Origin of the sequence: Moraxella porci DSM 25326, assembly GCF_002014855.1 — a bacterium.
Lineage (GTDB): Bacteria > Pseudomonadota > Gammaproteobacteria > Pseudomonadales > Moraxellaceae > Moraxella > Moraxella porci.
Genome location: NZ_MUYV01000001.1, coordinates 442,082 through 468,154, shown reverse-complemented (window position 1 = coordinate 468,154; position 26,073 = coordinate 442,082). Strand labels below are relative to the sequence as shown.

Below are 26,073 nucleotides of genomic sequence, written 5' to 3'. Positions count from 1 at the left end.
GATGTCTTCGCATTTTCAAGATCGGTGCTTGACATGGTTTATTTGTTCTTTTTGCGACATTTGATTTATTAAGGAAAATTGATATGATCCATCGGAAACCTGCGGCGGCCACTTTGGCTTTGGCGTCTTTATTGGGTTTGACAGCTTGTGGTGGCGATAACTCAAACAGTTCAGCTCCAGCACTCACTGTTGGCGAAGGTCAAACATCCATCGCAGCCACTGGCACAGCACCTGCGGATAAGGATACGCTGGTGATTGTAAATGGCGCTGAAGCCAGTTCTCTTGATCCACAAAAATCTCAAGACACCGTCAGCTCTGCCATCATTCGCCAGATGTTTGATGGCTTGGTTTCAACTGATGCCGAGGGTAAAACCGTCCCTGGTTTGGCAGAAAAATGGGAAACTCAGGACAATAAAGTTTGGACACTCACCCTGCGCGATGCCAAATGGTCAAACGGTGATCCGATCACAGCTCATGATGCAGTATATGCCCTGCGCCGCTTGGTAGATCCTAATACGGGCGCTTATTATGCCAGCTACTTGGCAGATGCCAAAGTTGTCAATGCCGAGGCGGTGGCCACGGGTAAAGCGCCTTTGACACAGTTGGGCGTGGCAGCACTGGATGATAAGACGCTGCAGATTACTTTAACTGAAGCGGTGCCTTATTTCATTGATATGTTGGCTTTGCCAGTAACTTTCCCCGTTCATCAAAAAACCGTCGAAACCCATGGCGATAAATGGTTAAGCCCTGAAAACATCGTCGTCAGTGGTGCTTATAAATTAGAACAAACTGTTGTCGGCAGTCACACGACTTTGGTCAAAAACCCTGAATACTATGACGCCGCCAAAGCTACCATCGAAAAAGTGCAATTCCTGCCAGTGCCGGCTGAAGGCGGCCTAAACCGCTATCGTGCTGGCGAGGTCGATGTGTCGCTTGTTCCAGGTGATCAGATTCAAAAAGTACAATCAGAATCTGGCAGTGAGCTACAAGTCTCACCACGCCTATGCACCTACTACCTAGAGCCGAATATCGCAGCTGCACCGCTGAATGATCCGCGTGTGCGTGAAGCGCTGTCGATGGCGATCGTGCGAGAAACTTTCCCATTAATCCTAAAACGCGGCGAAGAGCCAGCCTATCAATTGACCCCACTGTCTATCCAAGGCATGCAAGAGGCAGCACCAGCATGGAAGTCGATGGATCAAGAAGCGCGTAACCAAAAAGCCAAAGAACTGCTTGCTGAAGCAGGTTATACAGCCGATAAACCTTTGCAATTTGAATTCTTATATTCAACCAGCGAAACGGGCAAGAAACTGTCAAGTGCCATCAATGCCATGTGGACGCAAAACCTTGGTGGCGCTGTGAAAGCCAGCCAAATTAACCAAGAGTGGAAGTCTTTCTTGGACACCAAAAATCAAGGCAGCTTTTCTTTGGCAATGTCTGGTTGGTGTGCTGACTATAACGAGCCTTCAAGCTTTTTAAACTTACTTAAAACAGGCAACAGCAACAATACAGGCAAATATTCAAACCAAGCTTATGACAATCTATTGGCAAGCACTTTAAGCGCCGAGGCTACTGATGAGGCGCGCGCTGGCGCTTATAAAGATCTTGAGCTGTTAATCAGCACAGATACTGCCGTGATCCCACTATATACCGCGGTGGGTGTGCGCTTGGTTAAGCCATATATTGGCGGCTTCTCAACCAAAGATCCGTTGGATGGCTATCTGGTAAAAGATTTGACGATCAATAAATAATTGATAGGCAGATCGCCAAAGCACCGTTGTTTATCAATGGTGCTTTTTTAATTTAAAGACTTTTTTGATTGATGCAACTTTATGAATAACAAAAAAGCCAAAACCGATCATCAGTTTTGGCTTTGGGATAGCAGACCGATTATAATGCAGCCAGTACCGCCTCACCCATCTTTGAGCATGACACGAGCGTTGTGCCATCTTCATAAATATCTGCGGTACGCAGACCCTGCTCAAGCACTTTACCGACAGCATCTTCTACTTGCTTGGCACGTGCTTCATCGCCTAGGCTATAGCGAAGTAGCATGGCAAGCGACAAAATGGTCGCCAGCGGATTCGCCTTATCTTGACCTGCGATATCGGGTGCTGAACCGTGGCTTGGCTCGTATAGACCCTTGCCGTGTTCATCAAGGCTTGCAGATGGTAGCATACCGATAGAGCCTGTCAGCATCGATGCTTGGTCAGATAGGATATCGCCAAAGATATTACCTGTAGCAATCACATCAAATTGCTTGGGTGCTTTGACCAGCTGCATGGCGGCATTATCCACATACATATGGCTAAGCTCGACATCTGGATAGTCTTTACCCACTTCGGTAAAAATCTCTTTCCACAGCTCAGTGGCTTCTAGCACATTGGCCTTGTCCACGCTGCACAGCTTCTTGCCACGCTTTTGAGCTGCTTCAAAAGATACTTTGGCGATACGGCGAATCTCGCTCTCAGAGTATTTCATGGTGTTGAAACCTTCACGCTCGCCGTTTTCAAGCGTACGAATGCCACGTGGCTCACCAAAATAAATATCGCCCGTCAGCTCACGCACGATGAGAATATCAAGTCCTGCCACCACTTCAGGCTTTAGGGTGGATGCGTTGGCAAGCTCTTTATAAAGAATCGCTGGACGCAAATTGGCAAATAAATTCAAGTCCTTACGAATGGCAAGTAGCCCACGCTCAGGACGCAGTGGACGCTCAAGCGTGTCATATTGTGGCGAGCCGACCGCACCCAGTAGCACCGCATCTGCCTTACGCACGATTTCTTGAGTCTCGGCAGGATATGGCGAGCCATAGGCGTCATAGGCTTCACCGCCCAATTTGGCGTATTCATAACTGACATCCAAGCCATCAGCAATCAGTTTATCTAAGACTTTGACAGCTTGGGCAACGATTTCAGGCCCGATACCATCACCGTTTAAAATTGCAATGTGTTTGCTCATTGTTATTTCCTTAAAATTAAAACAAGTTAAGGGCGAAAACCACCCTTAACTCTCAACTGATAATCAAGCCAAATCCTTAAACACCCACGGTCTATCCGCACGGGCTTTTTCTTCAAAGGTACGAATGCTATCGCTATCTTGTAAGGTTAAACCAATATCATCTAAACCATTTAGCAAGCAGTGTTTACGAAACGCATCGACTTCAAAATGATATTCTTTACCCGATGGCGAAATTACCTTTTGATTTTGTAAATCTACGGTTAAGGTAAAGCCAACATTTGCTTCACAGTCTTTAAATAGCTCATCAACTTCGCTTTCGGTTAAGATGACAGGTAACATACCGTTTTTAAAGCTATTATTAAAGAAAATATCAGCATAACTTGGGGCAATAACGGTACGGAATCCATATTCATTTAATGCCCAAGGTGCGTGTTCACGGCTTGAACCACAACCAAAATTACCGCGAGTTAGCAAAATGGTTGCCCCTTGATAACGTGCTTGGTTGAGCACAAAATCAGGATTTTTTGGGCGTTTAGCAATATCTTGTCCCAAATAGCCTTCATCAAGGTAGCGCAATTCATCAAATAAATTATCGCCAAACCCTGTGCGTTTAATGGATTTTAAAAACTGTTTTGGGATAATTAAGTCTGTATCCACATTGGCACGGTCAAGCGGTGCAACAATGCCTGTTTCAATGGTGTATTTTTTCATAATGAATCCTTAAATTTGGCAATTTGATTATTTAGGTTCTGTTTGAGACTTTCATCATCAATAGAATTTTTGAGCAATTCAATAAATTTTAATTTATCTTCATTGCTCCAATTTTTAACTTCTTGATAAATTTTATCAATAAGTTTTTGATTATCTAAGTCCACAAAATTTACCTTATCAATAACTTGTATGCTAGCTACAATTTGACCATATATTCAACAACAGAAATTGGCATTTTTATCTCCTATTGTGATAAATCAAACTCTTTTGTCAGTTCAGTTAAAATGGCAGATAAACAGCTTTCAACATCGACAAAATAATGTGGTTTATGCGACATCTCAAGACGGTAGTTTTCTTGGACAAATAGCGTTTCACTTGCAATCCAATCAGGTTTGATAGCAAAAGTTGGTTTAATATCATAGCTATCTTGTCGCCAAAGTTGTGCAAAATAACCTTTTTGAGAATGTTTTAAAATCTCAATTCTAAATAGCCATTCTTCATCATCAGCCATAGGAATAGGATCAAGCTGGATTATTTTTACAACTTCTGTATAAGCAATCATCACTTATCCTTATCTTAGAACCTGTTCACAATTAATTATGCTTTCATATTTTGTAAGAATATTTCATTCAAAATCATGGCTTTTTTGTCAAAAATGGCTAAATCTGGCTTTTTAAGCGTCAAAAACTTGCTTGATAGAATGACTATCAATCTGCATTTTTTCCTTAAAAAGCGTGCGATTTATCTCATTTTTACCTAAAAAATTAATCATGAACAGGTTCTTAAAACCTTTCTTTAGAATGCCCGCACATCGACAAAATGCCCTGCAATCGCTGCTGCTGCTGCCATTGCTGGACTCACTAAATGTGTACGACCGCCATTACCTTGACGACCTTCAAAGTTACGGTTACTGGTGCTGGCACAATGTTCGCCTGCTTGTAATTTATCGGCATTCATCGCAAGGCACATTGAGCACCCCGGTTCACGCCACTCAAAACCTGCATCGATAAAGATTTTATCTAATCCCTCGATTTCTGCTTGTTTTTTCACCAAACCAGACCCCGGAACAACCATCGCTTGTTTAATGGTATCAGCAACTTTACGTCCTTTAACCACTTCAGCCGCCGCACGGATATCTTCAATGCGTGAATTGGTACAAGAGCCAATAAATACTCGGTCAAGGGCAATATCAGCAAGGGATTGTCCTGCCGTTAAACCCATATATTGATAAGCACGTGTCCAGTCATTTTTTTGTACATCGTCTTTTGCTTGCTCAAGAGTTGGTACGTTTTGCGTTACTGGAATGACCATTTCAGGTGATGTTCCCCATGAGACTTGTGGTTCAATGTCTTCACCATTCATCACAATCACGGTATCAAAATGGGCATCATCATCTGAATGTAAGGTGTTCCAATATGCTACGGCTTTATCCCAGTCTGCACCTGTTGGGGCATACGGACGACCTTTAACGTATTCAATGGTTTTTTCATCAACAGCAACTAAGCCAACTCTTGCTCCGCCTTCGATTGCCATATTACAAACGGTCATACGTCCTTCGATAGACATATCACGGAATACTTGTCCGCCAAATTCAATGGCGTGTCCTGTTCCGCCTGCTGTACCAATTTTACCAATGATTGCTAATACCACATCTTTAGGGGTTACGCCTTTGCCAAGTTTGCCGTCCACACGCACCAGCATATTTTTCATTTTCTTTTGGACTAGGCATTGTGTCGCTAAAACGTGTTCAACTTCACTGGTACCAATACCATGAGCAAGACAACCAAATGCACCATGTGTTGCAGTATGGCTATCACCACAGACAACGGTCATTCCCGGTAAGGTCAAGCCTTGTTCTGGCCCTACCACATGGACGATACCTTGACGTATGTCATTAATGGTAAATTCGGTGATGTTAAATTTTTGGCAATTTTCGTCCAAAGTTTGTACTTGAATGCGTGAAGTTTCGTCTTTGATGCCGTTTACGCCTTCGCTACGTTCTTTAATTGACGTTGGCACGTTGTGGTCAGGGGTTGCGACATTTGCCGATAAACGCCAAGGCTTGCGACCTGCAAGCTCCAAGCCTTCAAATGCTTGTGGTGAGGTGACTTCGTGTAATAATTGACGGTCAATGTAAATCAAACTTGAGCCGTCATCACGGCTTGCCACCAAGTGATCATCCCAAAGTTTATCATATAAAGTTTTGCCTGCCATTTTATACTCCTAAATGGTTGGGTAAATTTAAAATTATTAAACAATCTATACTAATTTGGCATAATCATTATACCATAAAACAAAAGCACTTCCCAATCGTCCGTTCATGATGGTGCGTGGTGAAGTATCGCCCTGTTCGATTAGCCATAGTTTAATAGATATGTGTAATTATAGCAAAAATAAATTCATAATAATAATTTATATTTTTTATAAAATTGATAACTTATAGGAATAATAAGCCCAATCTTGATCAAACTTTAGAAAACCGAGTAACCAGATATTGTACAATTTGTAAAATTGTATTACATTATGATGCATAATTAAAGTTGAAAAATAATGCCAAGCTTTTTTGACATTGACTTTAATACAGTTAAGCTGATGGCGACCTGAAACAATATATGGCCGCTGTTATGATATTGATTTAACCAAAGATCTTATAGATCTTTATCACGGAGTGTTTGTATGGCGATTTATGGCATTTCTATTGCGATGTTTTTATTGATTTTGGTCATTGGGCTGTTCATCGTGCGCCGCACAGGCATCCGAAGCGAGAGAGTGATTACCATTTTGTGTGTGGTGGGATTTTTGTGCCAGATCTTGATTAATTGGATGTTCTGGGGTGAAGGCTCGATCTACAATCCTTTTGCGCATGCCGTCGCTGATAAAAGCAGCTTGACTTTCTTGGTGCTATGCTTGATCAGTATCTTTTGTTATTCTGCGCTGTTGATGCTATTGTATAAGGCCAATGAGTTTTATAACGAATGATGTTTCAATATGGGTAAATTACGCATTCCTAAAAATTTAGGTTGAAAAACTTTTTGGAATACATTAAGCTATCACAACCTAGATGCAATATGCGCATCATGCCCACCATCATCATATCGGACGGACGCGATGAATACGACCAACTTGGCCACTTTTGTGGCAGTCATGCAAACAGGCAGTATCTCGGGTGCTGCCGAGAAATTGTACATCACACAGCCTGCTGTCAGCAAACGCATCAAAAACCTTGAAGATGAGTTTGGTGCAGTGCTGTTTGACACCGTCGGTCGCAGTATCATCCCAACAGCTTCTGCGCATGAGCTGCTGCCCTTTGTGCGTCGATGGCTCGATGACTATGAAGCATGTAAAGCCAGTCTTCAGCATGCCAAAGAAGTGGCATCGGGACGACTAGTTATCGGGACAAGTCATCATATCGGATTGCATCACTTAGCACCCGTGCTCAGACGCTTTATTCAGACTTATCCTGCTGTACAGCTTGAGGTGCGTTTTGTCGATTCTGAAGAGGCGCATAAGGCGGTACTGGAGGGTGAAATTTCATTGGCTTTTTTGACCCTGCCGCCTACCTTTGACCGCAGACTAAATTATCACACCTTGTGGAGTGATCCGCTGTATTTTGTGACAGGTACGCTAAGCTCACTTGCCCAAAAATCCAAGGTTAGCCTTTTGCAGCTGGCTCATTACCCTGCCATCTTACCCGCTGCCAATACCTTTACCAGTCAGATCACGCTGGCGGAGTTTGCCAAGCACAATCTGCGCCCATATGCAACGATGAGCACCAATCCGCTGGAGTCGATCCGTATGCTCGTGTCAGTTGGTCTTGGGTGGTCAGTGCTGCCAGAGACTTTGATTAATCAGGATTTGATTAAGATTGATATGGCTGAAAACATCGAACTGCAGCGCCATTTGGGTTTGGTGACCAATCCCAATCTGACTCGTTCAGCCAGCATGCAAGCGCTGTTATCGATGCTGTCGATCAATGAATAACCAAATTTTATTTAAGACTTTATCAGAGTCATCGTTTTATCTATCATAGCAAAATAAATTCATGCCCCAAGCTGTTCGCCTGAGGCATGAATAATGCAAGTAGTTGATTAAAATCCAGATAGTTGGCGCAGTGCCGCCTTGAGCAGATCGGATGTGTTTGTGATCTGATCTGACTGTGTAGCTTTGATGGCGGCTTGGGCTTCTTTTTCTTTATAGCCCAAATGAATCAAAGCACTCTCAACTTCAGCGATCATCTGCATGCTGTTATCAAAGCCATCTTCTACAAATAACCCATCAACACCGATCATCTCATCGCTGCCAAACTCTTGCAATTTGCCTTTTAAGTCCAAAATGATGCGTTGGGCAGTCTTTTTGCCAATTCCAGGCACGCGCACCAAGGCCACATCATTGTCCTGATCCACAGCGCGCTTGATCTCAGCTGCAGTCAATGTCGATAGCATCGCCGCCGCCATCTTAGCACCAACACCGTTAATTTTAATGAGTTTGCGAAACACATCCCGATCTGGTTTATCAATAAAGCCAAATAAGCTGTGCGCATCTTCGCGTACCACCAAATGTGTATGAATGGTCACGGTATTGCCCAATGCCAGCTGACAAAATGACGGTATGGGCAGCTCAATCTCATAGCCCACACCGCCAGCTGTCATCACGCAGGCGACAGGTGCATTCAATGACTGCACCTGCCCTGTAATCATACCAATCATTGGTAATATTCTACCATTTTCTCTAGGCTAATCGGGCGAATCTTGCTGGCATTGCCTGCCGCACCAAATGCCTCATAACGAGCCACGCAGATCTCCTCCATCGCTTTCATTGATGCTGCCAAGTATTTGCGTGGGTCAAACTCAGCTGGATGCTCAGTCATGAATTTACGAATCGCACCGGTAGATGCCAGACGCAAATCGGTATCAATGTTGATCTTGCGCACACCATGCTTGATGGCATCGACAAGCTGCTCAACTGGCACGCCATAGGTCTCACCGATGTTACCGCCATTGTCGTTGATGATTTTTAGCCACTCTTGCGGCACTGAGCTTGAGCCATGCATGACAAGGTGAGTATTTGGCAGCGCTTCGTGAATTTCTTTGATGCGGTCGATCGCTAGGATATCACCTGTCGGTGGACGAGTGAATTTGTACGCACCATGTGATGTACCTACTGCGATGGCCAAAGCATCAACATTGGTGTCAGCAACGAATTGGCGAGCTTCTTCGACCGAAGTCAATAGCTGGCTGTGGTCAAGGACGCCTTCAGCACCCACGCCATCTTCTTCGCCTGCCATGCCAGTTTCTAGGCTACCTAGACAGCCGATTTCACCTTCGACAGACACGCCGCACGCATGTGCCATCTTGACGACTTCACGAGTCACGCGAACATTGTAGTCATAATCCGCTGGGGTTTTGCCGTCTTCTTTGAGCGAGCCATCCATCATTACCGAGCTAAAGCCAAGCTGAATGGAACGCTGGCACACTGCTGGGCTTGTGCCATGATCTTGGTGCATTACCACAGGGATGTGTGGCCACTCTTCGATGGCCGATAGGATTAGATGACGCAAAAATGGTGCACCAGCATATTTGCGAGCACCTGCTGATGCCTGTACGATCACAGGTGAATCTGTCTTGTCCGCTGCCATCATGATGGCGCGCATCTGTTCTAAGTTATTGACATTAAAAGCAGGCAAGCCATAAGCGTGTTCGCCAGCATGGTCAAGTAATTGGCGCAGTGATACCAGTGCCATGTAATTTCTCCATTTGATGAGTGATGGTATAAATAAGCATGATTATACCATAAATGCCGATTTTACACACCCCAAAATAATAAAAAAGCCGACACGGTGTCGGCTTCTGGACAGCTTATTGATCAGTATTGCTGATCTTCTGGGGCGCGTGCTTCGGCTGAGTTGTCATTGCCCGCAGCTTCGGTAACGGCAGCGCCGATGCTCTTGGCAGCCTCTGACGCGGTTTCAGCGGCATTTTCAACTGCATTGCTGCCTGCTTGTGCAGCGGCTTCAGCTTCACGAGCGACTTGCTCGGTGTTGGCCTTGGTGTCGGCTGCTGCAGATTCGACAGTTTGACTGGCAGAATCTTGAGTTTGCTGACTGCAAGCGGCAAGCATAGCAGCAAAAACAACGGCTGGTAGAATCTTTTTCATCTGTTATTCTCTCTTATGATGTGCCTAAAAAAATTTCTCGATATACTTATCGATCTAATGCCTTTAGTTTAGCCATCTAAAGGCCGTTTGACAAGAGATAATCGAAAAATGCAACAAAAAGTAACAAAGCCTTAATCTAAATAAAGCCATGTTGCAAGATGGCTTAAGCTTGCTAACCACAGATAAATCACCCGCCCAAGCCATCAAAAAAACTTATTTTGCGGCAGCCTCAAGCGCGGCAATGGCTGGCAGTGTCTTGCCCTCAACAAACTCAAGGAAGGCACCACCGCCAGTTGATAGATAGCTGACATCATCAGCCACTTGATATTTGTCAATGGCTGCCAATGTATCACCGCCGCCTGCGATACTAAAACCTGCGCTGTCTTTGACCGCTTGTGACAAAATCTGAGTGCCTGTGCCAAATTGATCCACCTCAAACACACCCACAGGACCATTCCATAGGATGGTAGCAGCCGCTTTGATGTGTTCTGCGATTTTTTGAGCGCTGTCTTTTGAGACATCCAAAATCATCTCATTATCAGCGATGTCATCGACCGATTTGACCACCGCATCTGCCTTGGCAAGCGAACCCAAAAAATCATCAAAATCAATTTGAGATTTGTCAGCGACCACCACTTCTGATGGCAGCAAAATCTGAGTTTTGGCCATAATTTCTTTGGCAGTGTCGATCAAATCAGGCTCATGCAATGAAGCGCCGACATTTACGCCTGTGGCTGCTAAAAAAGTATTGGCAATACCGCCACCAACGACGATACTATCGCATTTATCAGCCAGACTTAATAATACATCCAGCTTGGTGGAGACTTTTGAGCCACCAACGATCGCCACAACTGGCGCTGCAGGATTGTTAAGCGCACGAGACAGAGCGGTCAGCTCATCGGTCAATAGATTGCCCGAACACACTGCTTTGCCTTGGGCTGCGGCAGCGCGGATCACCCCTTCGGTGGATGCTTGGGCGCGGTGAGCGGTACCAAAGGCATCCATCACAAAGACATCGCACAGATTGGCATATTGTTCAGAAAGCTTATCAGAATTTTTCTTTTCGCCAACATTAAAGCGCACATTTTCAAGTAAAACAAGCTCACCAGGCGCTACTTCGACACCATTTAGATAGTCTTTTTCAAAGCGTACAGGTGCATCCAAATGCTCATCCAAATATGCCGCTACAGGTGCCAGTGAATATTTTTCATCAAATTCACCCTCGCTAGGACGACCCAAATGCGACGCCACAAGCACAGCAGCGCCTTGTGCCAGCGCATCTTTAAGCGTCGGCAGTGCTGCTTGTAGGCGCACATCACTGGTGATGACACCATCTTTGATCGGCACATTTAGATCTTCACGAATCAACACGCGTTTGCCTGCCAAGTCCAGATCTTTCATTGCAATTACAGTCATAACTCATCCTTAGTGTTGTTAAAAATCAGTGTTATAAAGAAAAATATCAAATTTGCCGCAGTGTTTCGATGGATGCTGCCACAACATTGATGGATTATAATGCAAATTTTATGGCAGTTGCAAGCCATCATGTGACTTGACCAGATCAGATCGCGATCACCGCACCATCTGCCAGCCGATACGCCACAAGCTTACCACCCCACACGCAGCCACCATCGAGCGAGCGGACATTTTTGGTGGCAACTTGTGCTTTGAGCGCTGCCCAGTGCCCAAAAAGAATCCGTCGCTCACGCACCACAAACCACTCAAACCAAGGGCGAAAGTCCAATGGCATCTCATCATCAAGCGTCTCTTTAAACGAAAACTCAAGCAAACCTGATGCTGTGCACAGTCGCATCCGAGTAAAGTAGTTGGCAATGGCACGCATTCGCTTATAGCCATTGAGCTTATCTGACCATTCATCCGATTTTTTGCTGTATAGATTGGGCAGTAGGCGATCGAGCTGTTTTAGACTGCCGCCAAGCTGTTTTTCAAGCTCTTTGGCGTAGCCTTTGGCTTCTTTGATGCTCCAATTTGGTGGGATGCCTGCATGGGTCAGCACTGTGCGATGATCTGGATAAACCAATAGCGGCTGTTTGCGGAGCCAGTTAAGCAATTCATCACAATCAGGCGCCTCAAAAATCGCTGCCGTTTTATCTTTTGGCTTGGGATTCATCACCCCTCGCCAAGTAGCAATCAAGGTGATATCATGATTGCCAAGTACGGTGGTCAACGCACCAATGTCAGAGAGTCGCTTGACTTCACGCAAGGTGGATAAAGAATCTTCACCCCGCGCCACGATGTCGCCAGCCAGCCAAATCTTATCTTGAGTTTCATCAAAATCCAGCACATCAAGCAGCTGATTGAACGCGCCAAAACAGCCTTGCAAATCACCGATCACATACTCATGACGATAGTTTTTGGTTTTATATTTTTTCATACAGCTAAATAATTATAACCAGTTTTCAAATCAAATATATCATGCATTAAGCTTTTTTATTGACAATCAAATCCGCTAACGAAACAAATTCTGATACGCTCAAGGTCTCAGGGCGAGCCTGCGGATTGATGCCCACTGCTTCAAAATCCGCTTCATCCAAAGTCGGCAATAATGCATTTGCCTTAAAAATCGCACGCAAAGTCTTACGACGATGATTAAACGCTTCACGCACAACCAGCTCAAAGACCCTCTCATCACGAGCAGTAATTGGCTTGATGGCATATGGAATCAGACGAAACACTGCACTGGTCACTTTAGGCGGTGGATTGAACGCCCCTTTTGGCACAGTCAGTAGATACTCTGATTGGCAATAATACTGCATAATCACCGACAATCTGCCGTATGCTTTGGTGTTTGGTTCGGCGGTGATGCGATCAACGACTTCTTTTTGGAGCATAAAGTGCATATCTTTGATGACATCACTAAACTCAAGCAAGCGAAACAAAATCGGCGTCGAGATGTTATAAGGCAAATTTCCCACCACACGAAACGCACCCTTGCCCACTTGCTCAGCCAAGGCACGATAGTCGATGTGCATGGCGTTGTCATTGATGATGGTAAAATCAGGATGGCTATTGGCACCGATATTAATCTTCAGCTGAGCTGCCAAATCACGGTCAAGCTCAATGACCGTCATCCCATCAACTTCGGCAAGTAGTGGCTCGGTCAGTGCACCTAGCCCCGGCCCAATCTCAAGCAGATTATCCGCTTTATCAAGGCGAATCGATGTGACAATTTGGGCAATGACATTGGTGTCATGCAAGAAATTTTGCCCAAAACGCTTGCGGGGTGCGTGCTTGGCTTGCTGTGGGGATTTTGGAATAATGTGCATAAATTCTAACTTATCTAATCGCAAAATTAACCGTTTATCATACCATGATTTGATGGGTTTTTGGGGATTTTTTGGTGGTAAAGTATCGGATATCTGTTGGTTATATGTATGCTTATGTCCCACACTTTTTTGGTTTTTTGGCTTGGTTTGTGACTTTAGATTCAGCTGTGGTATGGAGTGAGAATGCTACACAGCTGATTTGACATCAACTCATCATCAGTGCATAAGCAATCGCCTGTAATAAACTTGAGCTACTCGCCTGCCCTGTCCCTGCCAAATCGAGTGCCGTGCCATGATCCACCGATGTACGCACATAGGGTAGTCCAAGCGTGATATTGACCGTATCACCAAAGCCGTGCGATTTGAGCGGTGCCAAGCCTTGATCATGATACATGGCAATCACCGCATCACAGTGCGCTAGATGATGGCGGGTAAACAGCGTATCAGCAGGCATGGCAAGCGAGATATCCATGTCGTCATCACGATAGTTTTGTAGGACAGGATTGATGATGTTGATTTCTTCATCACCCAAATGACCGCTCTCGCCTGCGTGTGGATTGAGTCCGCAGACTAGGATTTTGGGATTTGGGATGCCAAACTGATGCGTCAAGGCATGATGCGTGATGGCGACTGTGCTCGCCACTTCATCAGCAGTGATGGCATCAGCCACAGCGCGCAGCGGTAGATGTGTCGTGACCAGTGCCACTTTCATGACACGATTGGCCAGCATCATCACCACCTTATCACAGCCTGCCTTATGCATAAAATACTCGGTATGCCCACTGAACAAATCACCATTATCCAGCTGCACACCACCATCAATCATCACAGATTTTTGCAAGGGTGCGGTGATGATGGCAGCCACTTGCTTTGTTGATGCCAAAACATGCGCCAGATGTAGCTGCCGCTCGACCATAGGGGCATTACGCGCAGATAATTGACCTGCAACGACTTTGTCAGTGCAAGGTATGTGCAAAATAATGACAGAGTGTGCTGTGCCAGATAGTTTATTTTTGATAAATTGATTATCAATATTATCAATATTATCAGGCAAATCATCAATCACTGCATAATCAGGCATCTGATGGGCGTTAATTGCCCTTAGCATGGCAACACGCTCATCAAAAGCAAAGCAATCGGCCAAAATAAGCAGCGGCGCAGGCAGCTGATCGCGATGATGGCACAGCATATCAATGACAATGTCCATGCCGATACCAGCAGGCTCTCCCGTGGTGATCAGATATGGCAGTTGATCGCAAGCTTGATGTGGTGCGGCTTTGGCAGACTTTGCGAAAAATGCTGTCATTTTGGCGTATCCTTTAGGGGTGGTTTTGTGATACAATTTGGCAGATGAATAAAGAATAATTCTAGCATTTTTGCCAAGCTTTACCAATCAAATTTTATCCATTTACTTATTTGGCCATCGCCAGATAAGTACTTTTTTAGCCATCCACGCTAGTTAGTTTTTATGAGTAATCACACCGAAAAGCCCGACAGCTTATTGACCCTACAGCCGCCCCATAATATCGAGATGGAGCGCTCTTTATTGGCATCATTGATGAGTATTAACGACTCATTTGCCAACATTGAGCATCTGATCAGCGCTGAGGATTTTTATGGTGAGCGGCATAAGCGAATTTTTGAAGCCATCAGCCATCTGGCGCGTGTCAATGAGCCTTATGACAGCATCATGGTGCATGATTATCTTAGCCGTGTTGGGCAGCTGACCGCTGCTGGCGGTGAGGAATATTTGATCGCCATCAACCAAAGCACGGCCAATTTTTTTAATCTAATCAATTATGCTGAAAAAGTCCGCGAAATGTCTGTCTATCGGCAGCTGATTTCTTCGGCAAACCACATGCTCAATCTGGCTTATCATCCCAAAAAACAAAGCGTCACTGAGATTTTAGACACCATCGAATCGGATATTTTTCGCATCGGTGAGAGCTTTGCGCGCGGCACCAGTAAAACAGGGCCGCAGCGGATCGATGATGTACTGGCCAATGTCGTCACTCAACTCGATGAGATTCGCTTGCGTCCAGAGGGCTTGGTCGGTCTGGATACAGGATTTATCGGCCTAAATAACAAAACGCTGGGTTTTCAAAATGGCAACTTGATTATCCTGGCAGCGCGCCCTGCGATGGGTAAGACGGCGCTGGCGCTGAATTTTGCTCAGTCGGCTTTGATGTCCAATAAGTCGGTGGTGATTTTCTCGATGGAAATGCCAGCTGAGTCCATCGCCATGCGTATGTTGGCAGCATGGGGCAGTATCGACATGCGGCGCATCATGTCAGCGGATATGAATGAAGATGAGTGGGGTCGGTTTATGAATGGCGTGACTTTGCTCCAAGATAAGCATCTGTATATCGACGATCGCTCAGATCTAAGCCCATCGGAGGTACGCGCCACATGTCGCCGCATCGCCAAAAACCATCCAGATGGGCTGGGCTTCGTACTTATCGACTACATGCAGCTGATGCGCGTGCCAGGGATGGGCGATAATAAAGTCAATGAAATGGGCGAAATCTCGCGCAGCTTGAAGGCATTGGCGCGTGAATTAAACTGTCCTGTGGTGGCGCTGTCACAGCTGAACCGTAAAGTCGAAGAACGCCCAAATAAGCGCCCACTGATCTCCGACATTCGTGAATCAGGCCAGATCGAACAGGATGCCGACTTGATCTTATTTGTCTATCGCCATCATTATTATTATCCAGATAAAGACGACATCAAGCACTTAGCAGAGCTGATCATCGGCAAGAACCGTCAGGGTGAGCGGGGCAAAGTCCCACTCAAATTCTTGGGTGAATATGTACGATTTGAAGATCTGGTGCCGGGCGATGTGCCTGAAGATTATGATATGGATGAATGAGATGCAGCCAATGCCCAGCATCTGTGTATCAAGACATCAGCACATCAGCCCAGCCGATTGAGTTTTTTATAGTTTTATCAAAATAGACAAAGCACATGCGAAACACGACCATCACCATCGACCAAGATGCCTTGGCACATAACCTGCAAGTCATCAAACAACACCTAAAGCCTACCACCAAAGTCCTTGCAATGGTCAAGGCCGATGCCTATGGTCACGGCATCCAGGCGGCTCTACCTGCTTTGATGGCTGCCGATGGCTTCGGGGTGGCGTGTATGAGCGAGGCTCTGGCTATCAAAACCTTGGGTCATCAAAAGCCTATCGTGCTGATCGAGGGCGTGTTTAGTCAAGCAGAATGGCAAACAGCGCTGGCGCATGACTTTGGCTGTGTGATTCATCAAATCGAGCAGCTGAATTGGGCGCTATCACTAACGCCCGATGATGATGCCTTTGGGCGCACCATATGGCTAAAATATAACACTGGCATGAGTCGGCTAGGTTTTGGTGATGATGCCATCATCGAGGCAGCGCGACAGCTGAATGATGCAGGCTATCAGCTGATCTTGACCAGTCATTTTGCCTGTGCCGATGAGCAGTCTCATCCGATGAATGCTCGACAAATTTTAAAGTTTAATCAGATGCTCAATGCCATTCGTCAATTTGCACCGCAGACCCTAGCCAGCTTATGCAATTCAGCAGGTATCATCAATTTTGCTGATCAACAGCATGACTGGGTGCGCGCAGGCATCGCCTTATATGGCTCAAAGCCTGTGGCCGATCAAAGCGCGCATGAGCTGGGTCTAAAGCCCGCCATGACACTGTCTTCACAAGTGATGGCGCTGCATACACTCGCCGATCAAGATTGCGTCGGCTACAGCGCTCTGTGGATGGCGACAAAAGCCCATCAGATCGCCGTCGTAGCCATCGGTTATGGTGACGGCTATCCACGAGTGGTCTCATCTGGCAAAGTCAGCATCACCGATGCGCACGGCAAAGTGCATCAGCGTGAGATCATCGGTCGTGTGGCGATGGATATGCTAATGATTGATGTTGATGGGCTTGAAATTAATATCGGTGCGCCTGTGGTGCTGTGGGGCGCATCACCCAGCATCGATGAGGTCGCCAGTTGTGCTGGCACCATCGGTTATGAGCTGATGTGTCGCTTGACCCAGCGCCCAAAGCGTCGTATAGTAAGCATCAATCAACCCACATCTTCCCAAAATTAAATCTGCATTAAGGATTAATATGAAATCTGCCTTTCATTTCGCCATCATCAGCGCAGCTGGTATGAGTATCATCGCTCATGCTGACAGCCTGCCGATCGATCCAGACGCAACATTCAGCGCAGGAATGAGCGTGACGCATCTGTCTTCTGCTTATGATGCTGATGCGCAGACCTATGTGCTGCCACAAGCTTTTTATGACAATAACCGCGTGTACATCGAGGGCGCGGAGGCAGGCATTTATCCTTATAAAGACAATCGCCATCATCTGCGTGCAGGTGTCAGCTATGATGGTCGCAACTTCGATCCTGAAGATGCGCATGGCAACTTAGCACAGCTCAATGAGCGCAAATCCTCGGCGCTGGCGCATATCAGCTACATGTATCTTAGTCCGATCGGTGGTCTGCGCGCCAAAGCCACTACTGACTTATTGGATAAGCACGGTGGCCAAACGCTGTCACTGGCACATGTCAGCAAATTTACTAAGGATGATTGGACCATTTACCCAAGCTTCGGTGCGACTTGGCGCAGTGAAGATTATAATAACTATTATTATGGTGTCAGTGATGCTGAATCCGTCCGCTCAGGCGTGGCAGCTTATCAAGCCGAATCCAGCTGGTCGCCATTTGTCTCTGCCACCGTCAATTACCAAGCCACACCGCGCATCAGTGTGTTTATTAACCAAAACATCGAATGGCTATCTGACACCCAAAAGAACAGCCCGCTGACCAACGATGATATCGAAAGCAGAACGCGCGTCGGTTTTAATTATCAATTCTAATCGATGCGCTTCGTGTATTGATGATCATCCACCAAAAAAAGCAGCCAAATTTGGCTGCTTTATTCAGGATCAGCAGATGCTCAGTCTTCTTGGGCTTTAAGCTGAATGTAGTTTTGGATGCCCATTGATGCGATCAACTCGTTTTGGGTATCTAGCCAGTCGATATGCTCTTCGTTGCCATCTTTTAGAGCGACTAGCAGCTCGCGTGAGACATAATCGCGGTTGGTTTCACAAGTATTGATGACCTCCACCAAAAGATCGTGCTTGCGATTTTCTAGCTTTAGATCACAGCTTAAAATCTCAGCGACATCTTCACCGATCAAAATCTTGCCATATTCTTGCAAATTTGGCAGACCCTCAAGCAACAAAATGCGTTCGATCAGCTGATCTGACCATTTCATCTCTTGGATGGATTGCTTATAAAAAGCTTCGTTTAGCTCACCGATGCCCCAGTTTTTGACGATGCGCGCATGCAAGAAATACTGGTTGATGGCGATTAGTGACTGTCCCAGTGCGGCATTGAGTGCGCGGATGACTTCTTTATTACCTTTCATATCATTTCCTTATCAGTGCGCTGCGTTGGCTTGAGATGGCTCACCTGCCATGCTTTGTAGGTAGTTTTCAAGACCCATCAACTCAATCAGACGCAGTTGCTGCTCTAGCCAGTGTGCGTGGTCTTGCTCTGTGTCTTCTAGCTGACGCACCAACATATCGCGAGTCACATAGTCACGCTCAGCTTCACACAGCGCGATGCCCTCTTTAAGATGCTCTTGCACACTGTATTCAAGCTCAAGATCGCTTTTTAGCATGCTTGGTACATCAGTACCGATGTTGATGGCAGATACTTGCATATTTGGCGTGCCGCCAAGCATCAAAATGCGAGAAATGATCAGCTGAGCGTGCAAGGTCTCATCGTCCATCTCGTGATGGATGCGATCATACAGCTTGCCCAGATGCCATTCGGCATACATTTGAGAGTGAATGAAATACTGATCACGCGCACCCAGCTCGCCGCCCAATAGAAAATTTAGATAATCAATGACTTTTTGAGAAGATTTCATCACTCGCTCCTGTATAAAAGTTAAAATAAAAGTTAAAAATTTGTAGGGATTATGGTAGCACATTTATGCCCAAAATCCAGCAATGGATTGTAATAGTTATGAACTGCGAACGCTTAGCACTCTGACAATCGCTCGCAAATGCAAGCAGTAGTCATTATTGCTTATAAGTGGCGGCACAAATGCAGGCTAATTTTGTAAATATTTGAAAATTATAGCTATTTTTTAAAATATTAAGTCAAAATCCAATTTATTCACACTTGATGATTATTTTCAAACTGATAATGCTTATCGATACAAAAAATCAATCATTGGGCAGCAGACAAAAACGAACCCGATCATCACAACTTAGCAACAATCGGGTAACATAAGAAAGCTTATACAGCGATCGCATAATGCCATTTGGCGTATGGCCATCAAAAAAATATCACAACCAATATCTAAAAGATCGCCCTATCAGCGCCAGTCAGCTTGCCATCACATCGATGGCGACGGCATTTTGACTATGCTCATCAAGCAAATCCTGCACCATTGGGATACAGCAGCCACAGCATGTGCCGACAGATAGCGTATCTTGCAGTCCTTTCATGCAGCAGACGCCAGCGGCAAGCGCGGTTTTAATTTGTGTGTCTTTGACATCATGACAGATACAGACATACATCTGATCACTCCTTTTCATGGTCGTTGGGTGTCACCCAAAATCTGATATAAAAAGAAACAGACAACAACTCTCTGTATTTGATGATTATAATAACAATAACTGTTCGCATTTGCAAATGTTTTTTGATTTTTTGCTGATTTAAGTATGATTTGCCAACGCATGATGTTTTTTATGATGGATTGGCATGTGCTGATTGAGCAGTTCATGGGTAATAATCACAATGGCATCTATACAAATCGCCTTTTGATGGGTAAAATGTCACTTCAGATCCGCCCAAAGATGCGGGGGGCACTGACCTCGACAATTAAATAGAATACTTGGTATCTTAAATCTTAATATGCACAGCTTTATGATTAAAATTTCAATGACCAAAACCCTGATCGCAGCATCGCTTTTAGCAGCCAGTCTTGGCAGCGCTTATGCCTGCGCGCCACCAAAAAGCCATTTTAAAAATACCACCTGCACAAGTCAAGGCGGTGTGTTTTTGGCCACCAAGGATAACGGACAGCCTGTGGCGCTCTTGGATACTCGCGGCAACAAAACCGCTGATTTATTCGCCTATCAAGCCGCCCTGCCCAGTCAGTTCGCCGCAGGGATCATGCCAGTACTCAAAAACGGTAAAGTCGGCTACATTAATGCCCAAGGTAAAGTGGTCATTGGCTTTGAATATGATCGCATGCCATCTGGCATTTGGGCGCGTGGTGTTCGAGAGGATCGACTCATCGCGTATGCCAATGGTCGCTTTGTTGTGCTTGCCAGCAATGGCCGCCTGATCCGCACCTTTGATCGCAGTGTCAGCCAAATCACCGACTATGTCAATGGCGTAGCAAGTGTCACCCAAAGCGGTCAGCGCTACGACATCGACAAACAAGGCAATCGCATCCAGCCGCCAGTGGTTAGCCGAAGCGCATCAAATACAGCGGCCAGCCGCAACCAAACTCGCATCATAAGCCAACCCATCGCGCCCACACAGCCGACAACCACCAGTCGCATCACAACTGTGCAGCCCAGCACTCAGTCAAGCAGCGCCTCGACTGCAGCTCTGATTAAGCGCGAGCAAAACGGCAAATGGGGCTTTGTCGATCCCCAAGGCAATTTGCGTGTGCTGTATGCTTTTGATGAAGTGCGCGACTATGCCGAGGGCTTGGCTGCTGTGCGTCAGGGCAATTATTGGGGATTTATTGATGAAAAAGCTGATTTGGTGATCCCTTTTCAGTTTCACAAAGACGGCATTCACCCAAATAGCGCCACCCCCAATAAGCCTGCCCGCCCGTTGATCTTTGAAAATGGCAAAGCTTGGATTGGCAATCTGGGCGATGGCAGCAAAATGTGCATCACAAAAACTGGCATCAATAGCAGCTGCTCATAATCATCAACTGGTGTGATAGCAGCCAACTTTAACCTGAATAGATTATAATAAAAAAAGGATAAAACATGATCAGTGTCTTTGAATTATTTAAAATCGGCATTGGGCCATCCAGTTCACACACCGTCGGCCCAATGGTCGCCGCCAATCGCTTTTTGGCAGATCTGGGCGATCGACTGACACAGGTTGATGAGATCACAATTGAGCTGTATGGATCATTGTCATCGACTGGCAAAGGACATGCTACCGATACCGCGATCTTGCTTGGGCTTTTGGGTCATGAGCCGCGCAGCATCGATACCACCGCCACAGATGAGTATCTACAGCCCATTTACCAAGAGCATAAACTCACCCTTGACGGGCGTCATGAAGTGTTTTTTGATGGTGATCAGCATCTGTTATGGGATGATCAGCCGCTGCCTCAGCATCCCAACGGCATGCGCCTGACGGCAAAACTTAGTGATGGCTCGACAATATCGCGCACTTATTTTTCGATTGGTGGTGGCTTTATCAAAGACAGTGATGAGTTAGAAGAAAGCGAAAATCATGATGAAAAACAGTCTTTTATCTATGATTTTAATAGTGCCGAGCAACTGGCCGAACTGTGCCAAAAGCACGATCTTAGCATCGCTGAACTGATGCTTGAAAATGAAAAAACACTCAGATCAGAAACCGAGATCAAAGATTATTTGAATGAAGTCTGGGATACCATGCAGGCATGTGTCACCCAAGGCTGCAAGGTCGATGGCATCTTGCCTGGTGGCCTGAATGTCAAACGCCGCGCCAAGGCATTATACGAACAGCTGTCCAAAGAGTATGGCTATTCGGGTAATGGTGGCCTCTTGGCGATGGACTGGGTGAATCTGTACGCACTGGCTGTCAATGAAGAAAACGCTGCAGGCGGCAAAGTCGTCACCGCACCAACCAATGGTGCAGCAGGTATCATCCCTGCAGTGCTACATTATTATCGTGGATTTATTCCCTCCTTTAATTATCAAGGGGTGCGCGAGTTTTTATTGGTGGCAGGCGCTGTCGGCGCTTTGATCAAACAAAATGCCTCAATCTCAGGCGCAGAGGTCGGCTGTCAAGGCGAGGTCGGATCTGCCTGTGCGATGGCAGCAGCAGGACTTGCACATGTGCTTGGCGGCAGTGTCGCGCAGTGCCTAAACGCCGCAGAAATCGGGCTTGAGCATAATCTTGGTCTGACCTGTGATCCCATCGCAGGGCTGGTGCAGGTGCCGTGTATCGAACGCAATGCCATGGCCTCCATCAAAGCCATCAACGCCGCCCGTCTGGCACTGCGTGGTGATGGCAGTCATCATGTGTCACTGGATAAGGCCATCGCCACGATGAAAGCCACGGGCATGGATATGATGGATAAATATAAAGAAACTGCCAAAGGTGGACTTGCGGTACATGTCACCAATGCAGCCAGCAATCGCATTGAGCTTAGTAATGTCGGATCTGGCTTTAGTCAGTGTTAAGGCAACAAAAAACCAAATTCACAGAGAATTTGGTTTTTTAGTCAGTGCTGATTGATACTCAGCCGCTGTGTGACCTTATTCAGCTGTCTTTGAAATCACTTTATTCAAAGACCATTTTGGCACGACTTGGCCTGTTTCTTCGTTTAGCAGACGATCTTGTTTTAGATCAAGTACATAACGGAAACCTGGCTCATATTCAAAGCCTTCGATGTCACCGCTTAGGGTGTTAAAGTTACGATCGAAAGTACGGCGATATTGCAGGCATTCGGCTTGCACTTTTTCACCAGCGGTGTTGGTCAGTTCGCAGACGGCTTTGCGTGGTGCGATCTCTACTTGAAAGCTGCGTAGAGCTTGTACTTGTACTTCTTGAGCTTGGCCTTCAACCATGACGACTTGCTTGTCATCCAGTTGATTCGATGCGCAGCCCACCAAAGCCACAGAAGCCAGCGCCACACCTGCAAATAATTTTTTCATATCGATCATCCTTATTAAAAATCTGTCAAAAACTGTGTAAAACAATAGATTCAACACTTAGCAAACGCTTTTGTGCTGATCTAAATTCATCCTAACACAAAATATGGAACAGGTTAAGTAAAAATGATGGCACAATTTGTAAAATTTGTGTAAATTTATTTCGCGGAGTTATCCCAAGATAACATCCGATGCGCTTTGTTGGATTTCATCAATAAATCATCATCTTTAAGCCATCAATCAAAAAGTCATCAATCTTGATATCCTATCGTTTTTGCTACTCATCAATATTTGCAACTGATCAATAATAATCGCATGCATGGGCAGATGAGTTTTAATTTTAACATTTGGATGGGCTAAGTTGATGATTAATGACTTAATCAATGGCTTGTCAGAGCCGATACTAAAATATGTATATGCTTTTTTAAATAAATTGCTTGCTTTTTAGCAAATTTTACACTATTGTAATAATGCAGCAGGATTGCGGTGATCGTGATGGCTGTGTCAGTTTTGACGATTTTTGTGTTTATTTAAAAAGGATTTCATATGTTTCAATTAAGACCTTTATCTTTTGGTTTGGCAATGGTTGCCGCTGTTGGCCTAAGCGCATGTAACAAGCCTGCAGAGCAAACCGCCGCTACAGATGCTGCCGCTCCAGCCGCAGCAGGCAGCACACAAGGCACATTGGATAAAATCAAACAGTCAGGCACCATGGTGCTGGCGCATCGTGATTCCTCTATTCCGTTTTCTTATATCGCTGACAACCCAAATCAGCCTGTGGGCTATGCACACGACCTACAGCTTAAAGTTGTCGAAGCTGTCAAACAAAAGCTTCAAATGCCAGATCTAAAAGTACGCTATAATCTGGTCACCTCACAAACTCGCATCCCATTGGTGCAAAATGGCACGGTTGATCTTGAATGTGGCTCTACCACCAACAATGAAGAGCGCGCGCAGCAAGTGGACTTTTCTGTGGGTTTCTTTGAGATCGGTACGCGCCTATTGACCGCTACTGACTCTGGCATCAATGGCTTTGATGACTTGGCTGGCAAAACCTTAGTAACCACCGCTGGTACGACATCAGAGCGCTACATTCGCCAGTTTAATGATGACAACAAACTAAACATCAACATCATCTCAGCCAAAGATCACGGTGAATCTTTCTTGATGCTTGAAAATGGTCGCGCGCAAGCTTTCATGATGGATGATGTCCTACTAGCAGGCGAGAAAGCCAAAGCCAAAGACCCTGCCAAATGGCACATCGTTGGCGAGCCACAATCATTTGAAATCTATGGCTGTATGATGCGCAAAGGCGATGCCGAATTTAAAGCTGTGGTTGATGATGCCCTCAAAGCCGTCTATGCCTCAGGCGAGATCAATAGCATCTACGACAAATGGTTCACCCAACCTATCCCACCAAAAAATGTCAACATGCAATTTGCCATGTCTGACAACCTAAAAGCTCTGTTGGCAACGCCAACCGACCAACCAACCCAAGCCAAGTAACCGCCAAGGTAACTTGATAAATCTACCCAAGTCAGCATCTTTTGATGTTGACTTTGCTTGCCATGTTTGAATTAAGGGGCATATCTTGAATTATCAATGGAATTGGAGCGTCCTTTGGCAATCCACAGGAATAGGCAATGAGCTGTATTGGCATTGGCTATTGACGGGGTTTAAATGGTTGCTCATCATCGGCGGCAGCGCGTGGATTTTGGCGATGGCCATTGGCACCGTGCTTGGGATCATGCGCACCCTGCCTAATAAAGCTGCGCAAACGATCGCCAAAGTTTATGTCGATTTTTTTCGCAATGTGCCGCTATTGGTGCAGCTGTTTTTCTGGTTTTATGTGATGCCAAATCTGTTGACCGAGGGCTTTCGCACCTTTTGGTATCAGTCGCTTGATCCCACCACATCGGCTGCGATCTCAGCTGCCATAGGTTTGGGCTTATTCACCGCAGCACGCATCATCGAGCAAGTACGCACTGGCATCGAATCACTGCCAAAAGGCCAGGCCAATGCCGCTGCTGCCTTGGGTTTTAGCACCGCTCAAGCCTATCGCTATGTGATACTACCCCAAGCTTTTCGCACCATCTTACCGCCTTTAAGTTCTGAGCTGACCAACTGCTTTAAAAACGCCTCTGTCGCCTCACTGGTCGGTGTCACAGAACTGATTAGCCAGACCAAAACCATCAGTGAATACACTCAAAACAGCTTTGAGATTTATACTTATGCCACGATCATTTATCTGATTTTTAATTTAACTTTGATTTATGGCATGACTTATCTTGAAAAAAAGCTGCGCATCAAAGGCCAAATCGATGGAGGTCAGCATGCTTAATGAATTACAAACCGCTGCCCCGATTTTGTTATCAGGTCTTAGCATCACCTTTAAAGTGCTGATTTGTGCAGTGATCGGCGGCCTTGCCTTAGGGACATTGCTTGCGCTGATGCGCTTATCTGGAAAGCCGATTTTGGCGATTCCTGCCAAGCTGTATGTCAACTATTTTCGCTCTGTGCCGCTACTGTTGGTGCTGCTGTGGTTTTATTTTGCTGTGCCGATGATGTACACCATGGTCACGGGCAATTATCTGACCGTCGATGCCAAATTCATGAGCTGTACCATTGCCTTTATCATGTTTGAGGCGGCGTATTTTGCTGAGATCGTTCGTGCTGGCATTCAGTCGATCGGCAAAGGTCAGGTAAATGCTGCCAAAGCACTGGGCATGACTTATCCGCAGACCATGCGTTTGATCATCTTGCCGCAAGCCTTTCGCAAGATGCTGCCATTGGTGCTTCAGCAATCGATCATCTTATTTCAAGATACGACGCTGGTGTTTGCAGTTGGCTTGGTTGACTTGTTCCGTGCAGCTTATGTGCGCGGTGAATTGATGGGCTTATTGGAATTTTATATTTTATCTGCCGGTGCTGTATATTTTATCATCAGCTTAATCGCCTCAAAAGGCGTGGCACGACTTCAAAAGAATCTGCGTGTTTGACGCAACAAGGATCATAACATGGCAATCATTACCCAAATCGACGATAAAT

The 26,073-nt window shown here is 45.7% G+C and carries 27 protein-coding genes; 11 read left to right on the top strand and 16 right to left on the bottom strand.

The window, feature by feature from the left end:
• Positions 1-83 precede the first annotated feature (83 nt).
• Positions 84-1,751, top strand: a complete 1,668-nt coding sequence (locus B0681_RS02230; RefSeq protein ID WP_078317102.1) for an ABC transporter substrate-binding protein — start codon at positions 84-86, stop codon at positions 1,749-1,751.
• Positions 1,752-1,890: 139 nt separating this feature from the next.
• Here B0681_RS02230 and leuB read toward each other — a convergent pair whose 3' ends face one another.
• From leuB to leuC, 5 genes are all read right to left on the bottom strand, one after another.
• Positions 1,891-2,961, bottom strand: a complete 1,071-nt coding sequence (gene leuB, locus B0681_RS02225; RefSeq protein ID WP_078317101.1) for a 3-isopropylmalate dehydrogenase — start codon at positions 2,959-2,961, stop codon at positions 1,891-1,893.
• Between the two features lie 63 nt (positions 2,962-3,024).
• Positions 3,025-3,672, bottom strand: coding sequence for a 3-isopropylmalate dehydratase small subunit (gene leuD, locus B0681_RS02220; protein WP_078317100.1), 648 nt, complete (start codon positions 3,670-3,672; stop codon positions 3,025-3,027).
• On the bottom strand, positions 3,669-3,836 hold the full coding sequence (locus B0681_RS10405; protein ID WP_158077910.1) for a hypothetical protein: 168 nt from the start codon (positions 3,834-3,836) through the stop codon (positions 3,669-3,671). The genes leuD and B0681_RS10405 overlap by 4 nt, the downstream gene beginning before the upstream one ends.
• A gap of 80 nt (positions 3,837-3,916) precedes the next feature.
• Positions 3,917-4,234 carry a hypothetical protein gene (locus B0681_RS02215; protein WP_078317099.1) on the bottom strand — a complete coding sequence of 106 codons (318 nt, stop codon included), beginning with the start codon at positions 4,232-4,234 and terminating at the stop codon, positions 3,917-3,919.
• A gap of 233 nt (positions 4,235-4,467) precedes the next feature.
• Positions 4,468-5,886 (bottom strand): 3-isopropylmalate dehydratase large subunit, encoded by a 1,419-nt coding sequence (gene leuC / locus B0681_RS02210; RefSeq protein ID WP_078317098.1) that lies wholly within the window; start codon positions 5,884-5,886, stop codon positions 4,468-4,470.
• A gap of 462 nt (positions 5,887-6,348) precedes the next feature.
• Here leuC and B0681_RS02205 point away from each other — a divergent pair, with 462 nt between their 5' ends.
• Together B0681_RS02205 and B0681_RS02200 are read left to right on the top strand one after the other, a co-directional pair.
• On the top strand, positions 6,349-6,651 hold the full coding sequence (locus B0681_RS02205; RefSeq protein WP_078317097.1) for a hypothetical protein: 303 nt from the start codon (positions 6,349-6,351) through the stop codon (positions 6,649-6,651).
• 129 nt (positions 6,652-6,780) lie between these two features.
• On the top strand, positions 6,781-7,653 hold the full coding sequence (locus B0681_RS02200; RefSeq protein ID WP_078317096.1) for a LysR family transcriptional regulator: 873 nt from the start codon (positions 6,781-6,783) through the stop codon (positions 7,651-7,653).
• Positions 7,654-7,760: 107 nt separating this feature from the next.
• Here B0681_RS02200 and ruvA read toward each other — a convergent pair whose 3' ends face one another.
• The 7 genes from ruvA to pdxA form a co-directional block, all read right to left on the bottom strand.
• Positions 7,761-8,378, bottom strand: a complete 618-nt coding sequence (ruvA, locus tag B0681_RS02195) for a Holliday junction branch migration protein RuvA (RefSeq protein ID WP_078317095.1) — start codon at positions 8,376-8,378, stop codon at positions 7,761-7,763.
• On the bottom strand, positions 8,375-9,412 hold the full coding sequence (gene fba / locus B0681_RS02190; RefSeq protein WP_078317094.1) for a class II fructose-bisphosphate aldolase: 1,038 nt from the start codon (positions 9,410-9,412) through the stop codon (positions 8,375-8,377). Before fba ends, ruvA begins: the two co-directional genes overlap by 4 nt.
• A 122-nt stretch (positions 9,413-9,534) precedes the next feature.
• Entirely contained in the window at positions 9,535-9,825 is a 291-nt protein-coding gene (locus tag B0681_RS02185; RefSeq protein WP_078317093.1) for an entericidin, read from the bottom strand.
• A 213-nt stretch (positions 9,826-10,038) separates the two neighbouring features.
• Entirely contained in the window at positions 10,039-11,241 is a 1,203-nt protein-coding gene (locus tag B0681_RS02180) for a phosphoglycerate kinase (protein ID WP_078317092.1), read from the bottom strand.
• 145 nt (positions 11,242-11,386) lie between these two features.
• A complete protein-coding gene (locus B0681_RS02175) occupies positions 11,387-12,220 on the bottom strand; it encodes a symmetrical bis(5'-nucleosyl)-tetraphosphatase (RefSeq protein WP_078317091.1) in 834 nt (277 codons plus the stop codon).
• A gap of 46 nt (positions 12,221-12,266) precedes the next feature.
• Positions 12,267-13,112 (bottom strand): 16S rRNA (adenine(1518)-N(6)/adenine(1519)-N(6))-dimethyltransferase RsmA, encoded by an 846-nt coding sequence (rsmA, locus tag B0681_RS02170; RefSeq protein ID WP_078317090.1) that lies wholly within the window; start codon positions 13,110-13,112, stop codon positions 12,267-12,269.
• 205 nt (positions 13,113-13,317) lie between these two features.
• The gene (pdxA, locus tag B0681_RS02165; protein ID WP_078317089.1) at positions 13,318-14,418 is read right to left on the bottom strand and encodes a 4-hydroxythreonine-4-phosphate dehydrogenase PdxA; all 1,101 of its coding nucleotides are present in this window, start codon (positions 14,416-14,418) and stop codon (positions 13,318-13,320) included.
• A 162-nt stretch (positions 14,419-14,580) separates the two neighbouring features.
• On the opposite strand from pdxA, the gene dnaB reads away from it, so the two are divergent.
• The 3 genes from dnaB (at position 14,581) to B0681_RS02150 (ending at position 17,985) form a co-directional block, all read left to right on the top strand.
• Entirely contained in the window at positions 14,581-15,981 is a 1,401-nt protein-coding gene (gene dnaB / locus B0681_RS02160) for a replicative DNA helicase (RefSeq protein ID WP_078317088.1), read from the top strand.
• Positions 15,982-16,076: 95 nt separating this feature from the next.
• Positions 16,077-17,207: an alanine racemase gene (gene alr, locus B0681_RS02155; protein WP_078317087.1), complete on the top strand. Its 1,131-nt coding sequence runs from the start codon at positions 16,077-16,079 to the stop codon at positions 17,205-17,207.
• A gap of 19 nt (positions 17,208-17,226) precedes the next feature.
• Positions 17,227-17,985, top strand: a complete 759-nt coding sequence (locus tag B0681_RS02150) for a MipA/OmpV family protein (RefSeq protein WP_228143832.1) — start codon at positions 17,227-17,229, stop codon at positions 17,983-17,985.
• 80 nt (positions 17,986-18,065) lie between these two features.
• Here B0681_RS02150 and bfr (B0681_RS02145) read toward each other — a convergent pair whose 3' ends face one another.
• From bfr (B0681_RS02145) to B0681_RS02135, 3 genes are all read right to left on the bottom strand, one after another.
• Positions 18,066-18,539, bottom strand: coding sequence for a bacterioferritin (gene bfr, locus B0681_RS02145; RefSeq protein WP_078317085.1), 474 nt, complete (start codon positions 18,537-18,539; stop codon positions 18,066-18,068).
• 12 nt (positions 18,540-18,551) lie between these two features.
• Complete coding sequence (bfr, locus tag B0681_RS02140; RefSeq protein WP_078317084.1) at positions 18,552-19,046, bottom strand: bacterioferritin; 495 nt, start codon at positions 19,044-19,046, stop codon at positions 18,552-18,554.
• A 463-nt stretch (positions 19,047-19,509) separates the two neighbouring features.
• Positions 19,510-19,704: a (2Fe-2S)-binding protein gene (locus tag B0681_RS02135; RefSeq protein WP_078317083.1), complete on the bottom strand. Its 195-nt coding sequence runs from the start codon at positions 19,702-19,704 to the stop codon at positions 19,510-19,512.
• Between the two features lie 349 nt (positions 19,705-20,053).
• On the opposite strand from B0681_RS02135, the gene B0681_RS02130 reads away from it, so the two are divergent.
• Together B0681_RS02130 and B0681_RS02125 are read left to right on the top strand one after the other, a co-directional pair.
• On the top strand, positions 20,054-21,073 hold the full coding sequence (locus tag B0681_RS02130; RefSeq protein ID WP_158077909.1) for a WG repeat-containing protein: 1,020 nt from the start codon (positions 20,054-20,056) through the stop codon (positions 21,071-21,073).
• Positions 21,074-21,138: 65 nt separating this feature from the next.
• Positions 21,139-22,554, top strand: a complete 1,416-nt coding sequence (locus tag B0681_RS02125) for an L-serine ammonia-lyase (RefSeq protein ID WP_078317081.1) — start codon at positions 21,139-21,141, stop codon at positions 22,552-22,554.
• A 75-nt stretch (positions 22,555-22,629) separates the two neighbouring features.
• On the opposite strand, the gene B0681_RS02120 is transcribed toward B0681_RS02125, so the two are convergent.
• A complete protein-coding gene (locus B0681_RS02120; protein ID WP_078317080.1) occupies positions 22,630-23,028 on the bottom strand; it encodes a DUF4377 domain-containing protein in 399 nt (132 codons plus the stop codon).
• A 543-nt stretch (positions 23,029-23,571) separates the two neighbouring features.
• Between B0681_RS02120 and B0681_RS02115 the strand changes: the two genes are divergently transcribed.
• The 3 genes from B0681_RS02115 to B0681_RS02105 all read left to right on the top strand — a co-directional run bounded on the left by B0681_RS02115 (position 23,572) and on the right by B0681_RS02105 (position 26,024).
• Positions 23,572-24,531 (top strand): glutamate/aspartate ABC transporter substrate-binding protein, encoded by a 960-nt coding sequence (locus B0681_RS02115; RefSeq protein WP_078317079.1) that lies wholly within the window; start codon positions 23,572-23,574, stop codon positions 24,529-24,531.
• An 85-nt stretch (positions 24,532-24,616) separates the two neighbouring features.
• Entirely contained in the window at positions 24,617-25,366 is a 750-nt protein-coding gene (locus B0681_RS02110) for an amino acid ABC transporter permease (RefSeq protein ID WP_078317078.1), read from the top strand.
• Positions 25,359-26,024, top strand: coding sequence for an ABC transporter permease subunit (locus B0681_RS02105; RefSeq protein WP_369803833.1), 666 nt, complete (start codon positions 25,359-25,361; stop codon positions 26,022-26,024). Before B0681_RS02110 ends, B0681_RS02105 begins: the two co-directional genes overlap by 8 nt.
• Positions 26,025-26,073: the final 49 nt, after the last annotated feature.

What these genes read in the sequence shown, in the direction of transcription:
- B0681_RS02230 (WP_078317102.1), top strand. Translation starts at nt 84, where the DNA reads ATGATCCATCGGAAACCTGCGGCGGCCACTTTGGCTTTGGCGTCTTTA.
- leuB (WP_078317101.1), bottom strand. Translation starts at nt 2,961, where the DNA reads ATGAGCAAACACATTGCAATTTTAAACGGTGATGGTATCGGGCCTGAA.
- leuD (WP_078317100.1), bottom strand. Translation starts at nt 3,672, where the DNA reads ATGAAAAAATACACCATTGAAACAGGCATTGTTGCACCGCTTGACCGT.
- B0681_RS02215 (WP_078317099.1), bottom strand. Translation starts at nt 4,234, where the DNA reads ATGATTGCTTATACAGAAGTTGTAAAAATAATCCAGCTTGATCCTATT.
- leuC (WP_078317098.1), bottom strand. Translation starts at nt 5,886, where the DNA reads ATGGCAGGCAAAACTTTATATGATAAACTTTGGGATGATCACTTGGTG.
- B0681_RS02205 (WP_078317097.1), top strand. Translation starts at nt 6,349, where the DNA reads ATGGCGATTTATGGCATTTCTATTGCGATGTTTTTATTGATTTTGGTC.
- B0681_RS02200 (WP_078317096.1), top strand. Translation starts at nt 6,781, where the DNA reads ATGAATACGACCAACTTGGCCACTTTTGTGGCAGTCATGCAAACAGGC.
- ruvA (WP_078317095.1), bottom strand. Translation starts at nt 8,378, where the DNA reads ATGATTGGTATGATTACAGGGCAGGTGCAGTCATTGAATGCACCTGTC.
- fba (WP_078317094.1), bottom strand. Translation starts at nt 9,412, where the DNA reads ATGGCACTGGTATCACTGCGCCAATTACTTGACCATGCTGGCGAACAC.
- B0681_RS02185 (WP_078317093.1), bottom strand. Translation starts at nt 9,825, where the DNA reads ATGAAAAAGATTCTACCAGCCGTTGTTTTTGCTGCTATGCTTGCCGCT.
- B0681_RS02180 (WP_078317092.1), bottom strand. Translation starts at nt 11,241, where the DNA reads ATGACTGTAATTGCAATGAAAGATCTGGACTTGGCAGGCAAACGCGTG.
- B0681_RS02175 (WP_078317091.1), bottom strand. Translation starts at nt 12,220, where the DNA reads ATGAAAAAATATAAAACCAAAAACTATCGTCATGAGTATGTGATCGGT.
- rsmA (WP_078317090.1), bottom strand. Translation starts at nt 13,112, where the DNA reads ATGCACATTATTCCAAAATCCCCACAGCAAGCCAAGCACGCACCCCGC.
- pdxA (WP_078317089.1), bottom strand. Translation starts at nt 14,418, where the DNA reads ATGACAGCATTTTTCGCAAAGTCTGCCAAAGCCGCACCACATCAAGCT.
- dnaB (WP_078317088.1), top strand. Translation starts at nt 14,581, where the DNA reads ATGAGTAATCACACCGAAAAGCCCGACAGCTTATTGACCCTACAGCCG.
- alr (WP_078317087.1), top strand. Translation starts at nt 16,077, where the DNA reads ATGCGAAACACGACCATCACCATCGACCAAGATGCCTTGGCACATAAC.
- B0681_RS02150 (WP_228143832.1), top strand. Translation starts at nt 17,227, where the DNA reads ATGAAATCTGCCTTTCATTTCGCCATCATCAGCGCAGCTGGTATGAGT.
- bfr (WP_078317085.1), bottom strand. Translation starts at nt 18,539, where the DNA reads ATGAAAGGTAATAAAGAAGTCATCCGCGCACTCAATGCCGCACTGGGA.
- bfr (WP_078317084.1), bottom strand. Translation starts at nt 19,046, where the DNA reads ATGAAATCTTCTCAAAAAGTCATTGATTATCTAAATTTTCTATTGGGC.
- B0681_RS02135 (WP_078317083.1), bottom strand. Translation starts at nt 19,704, where the DNA reads ATGTATGTCTGTATCTGTCATGATGTCAAAGACACACAAATTAAAACC.
- B0681_RS02130 (WP_158077909.1), top strand. Translation starts at nt 20,054, where the DNA reads ATGATTAAAATTTCAATGACCAAAACCCTGATCGCAGCATCGCTTTTA.
- B0681_RS02125 (WP_078317081.1), top strand. Translation starts at nt 21,139, where the DNA reads ATGATCAGTGTCTTTGAATTATTTAAAATCGGCATTGGGCCATCCAGT.
- B0681_RS02120 (WP_078317080.1), bottom strand. Translation starts at nt 23,028, where the DNA reads ATGAAAAAATTATTTGCAGGTGTGGCGCTGGCTTCTGTGGCTTTGGTG.
- B0681_RS02115 (WP_078317079.1), top strand. Translation starts at nt 23,572, where the DNA reads ATGTTTCAATTAAGACCTTTATCTTTTGGTTTGGCAATGGTTGCCGCT.
- B0681_RS02105 (WP_369803833.1), top strand. Translation starts at nt 25,359, where the DNA reads ATGCTTAATGAATTACAAACCGCTGCCCCGATTTTGTTATCAGGTCTT.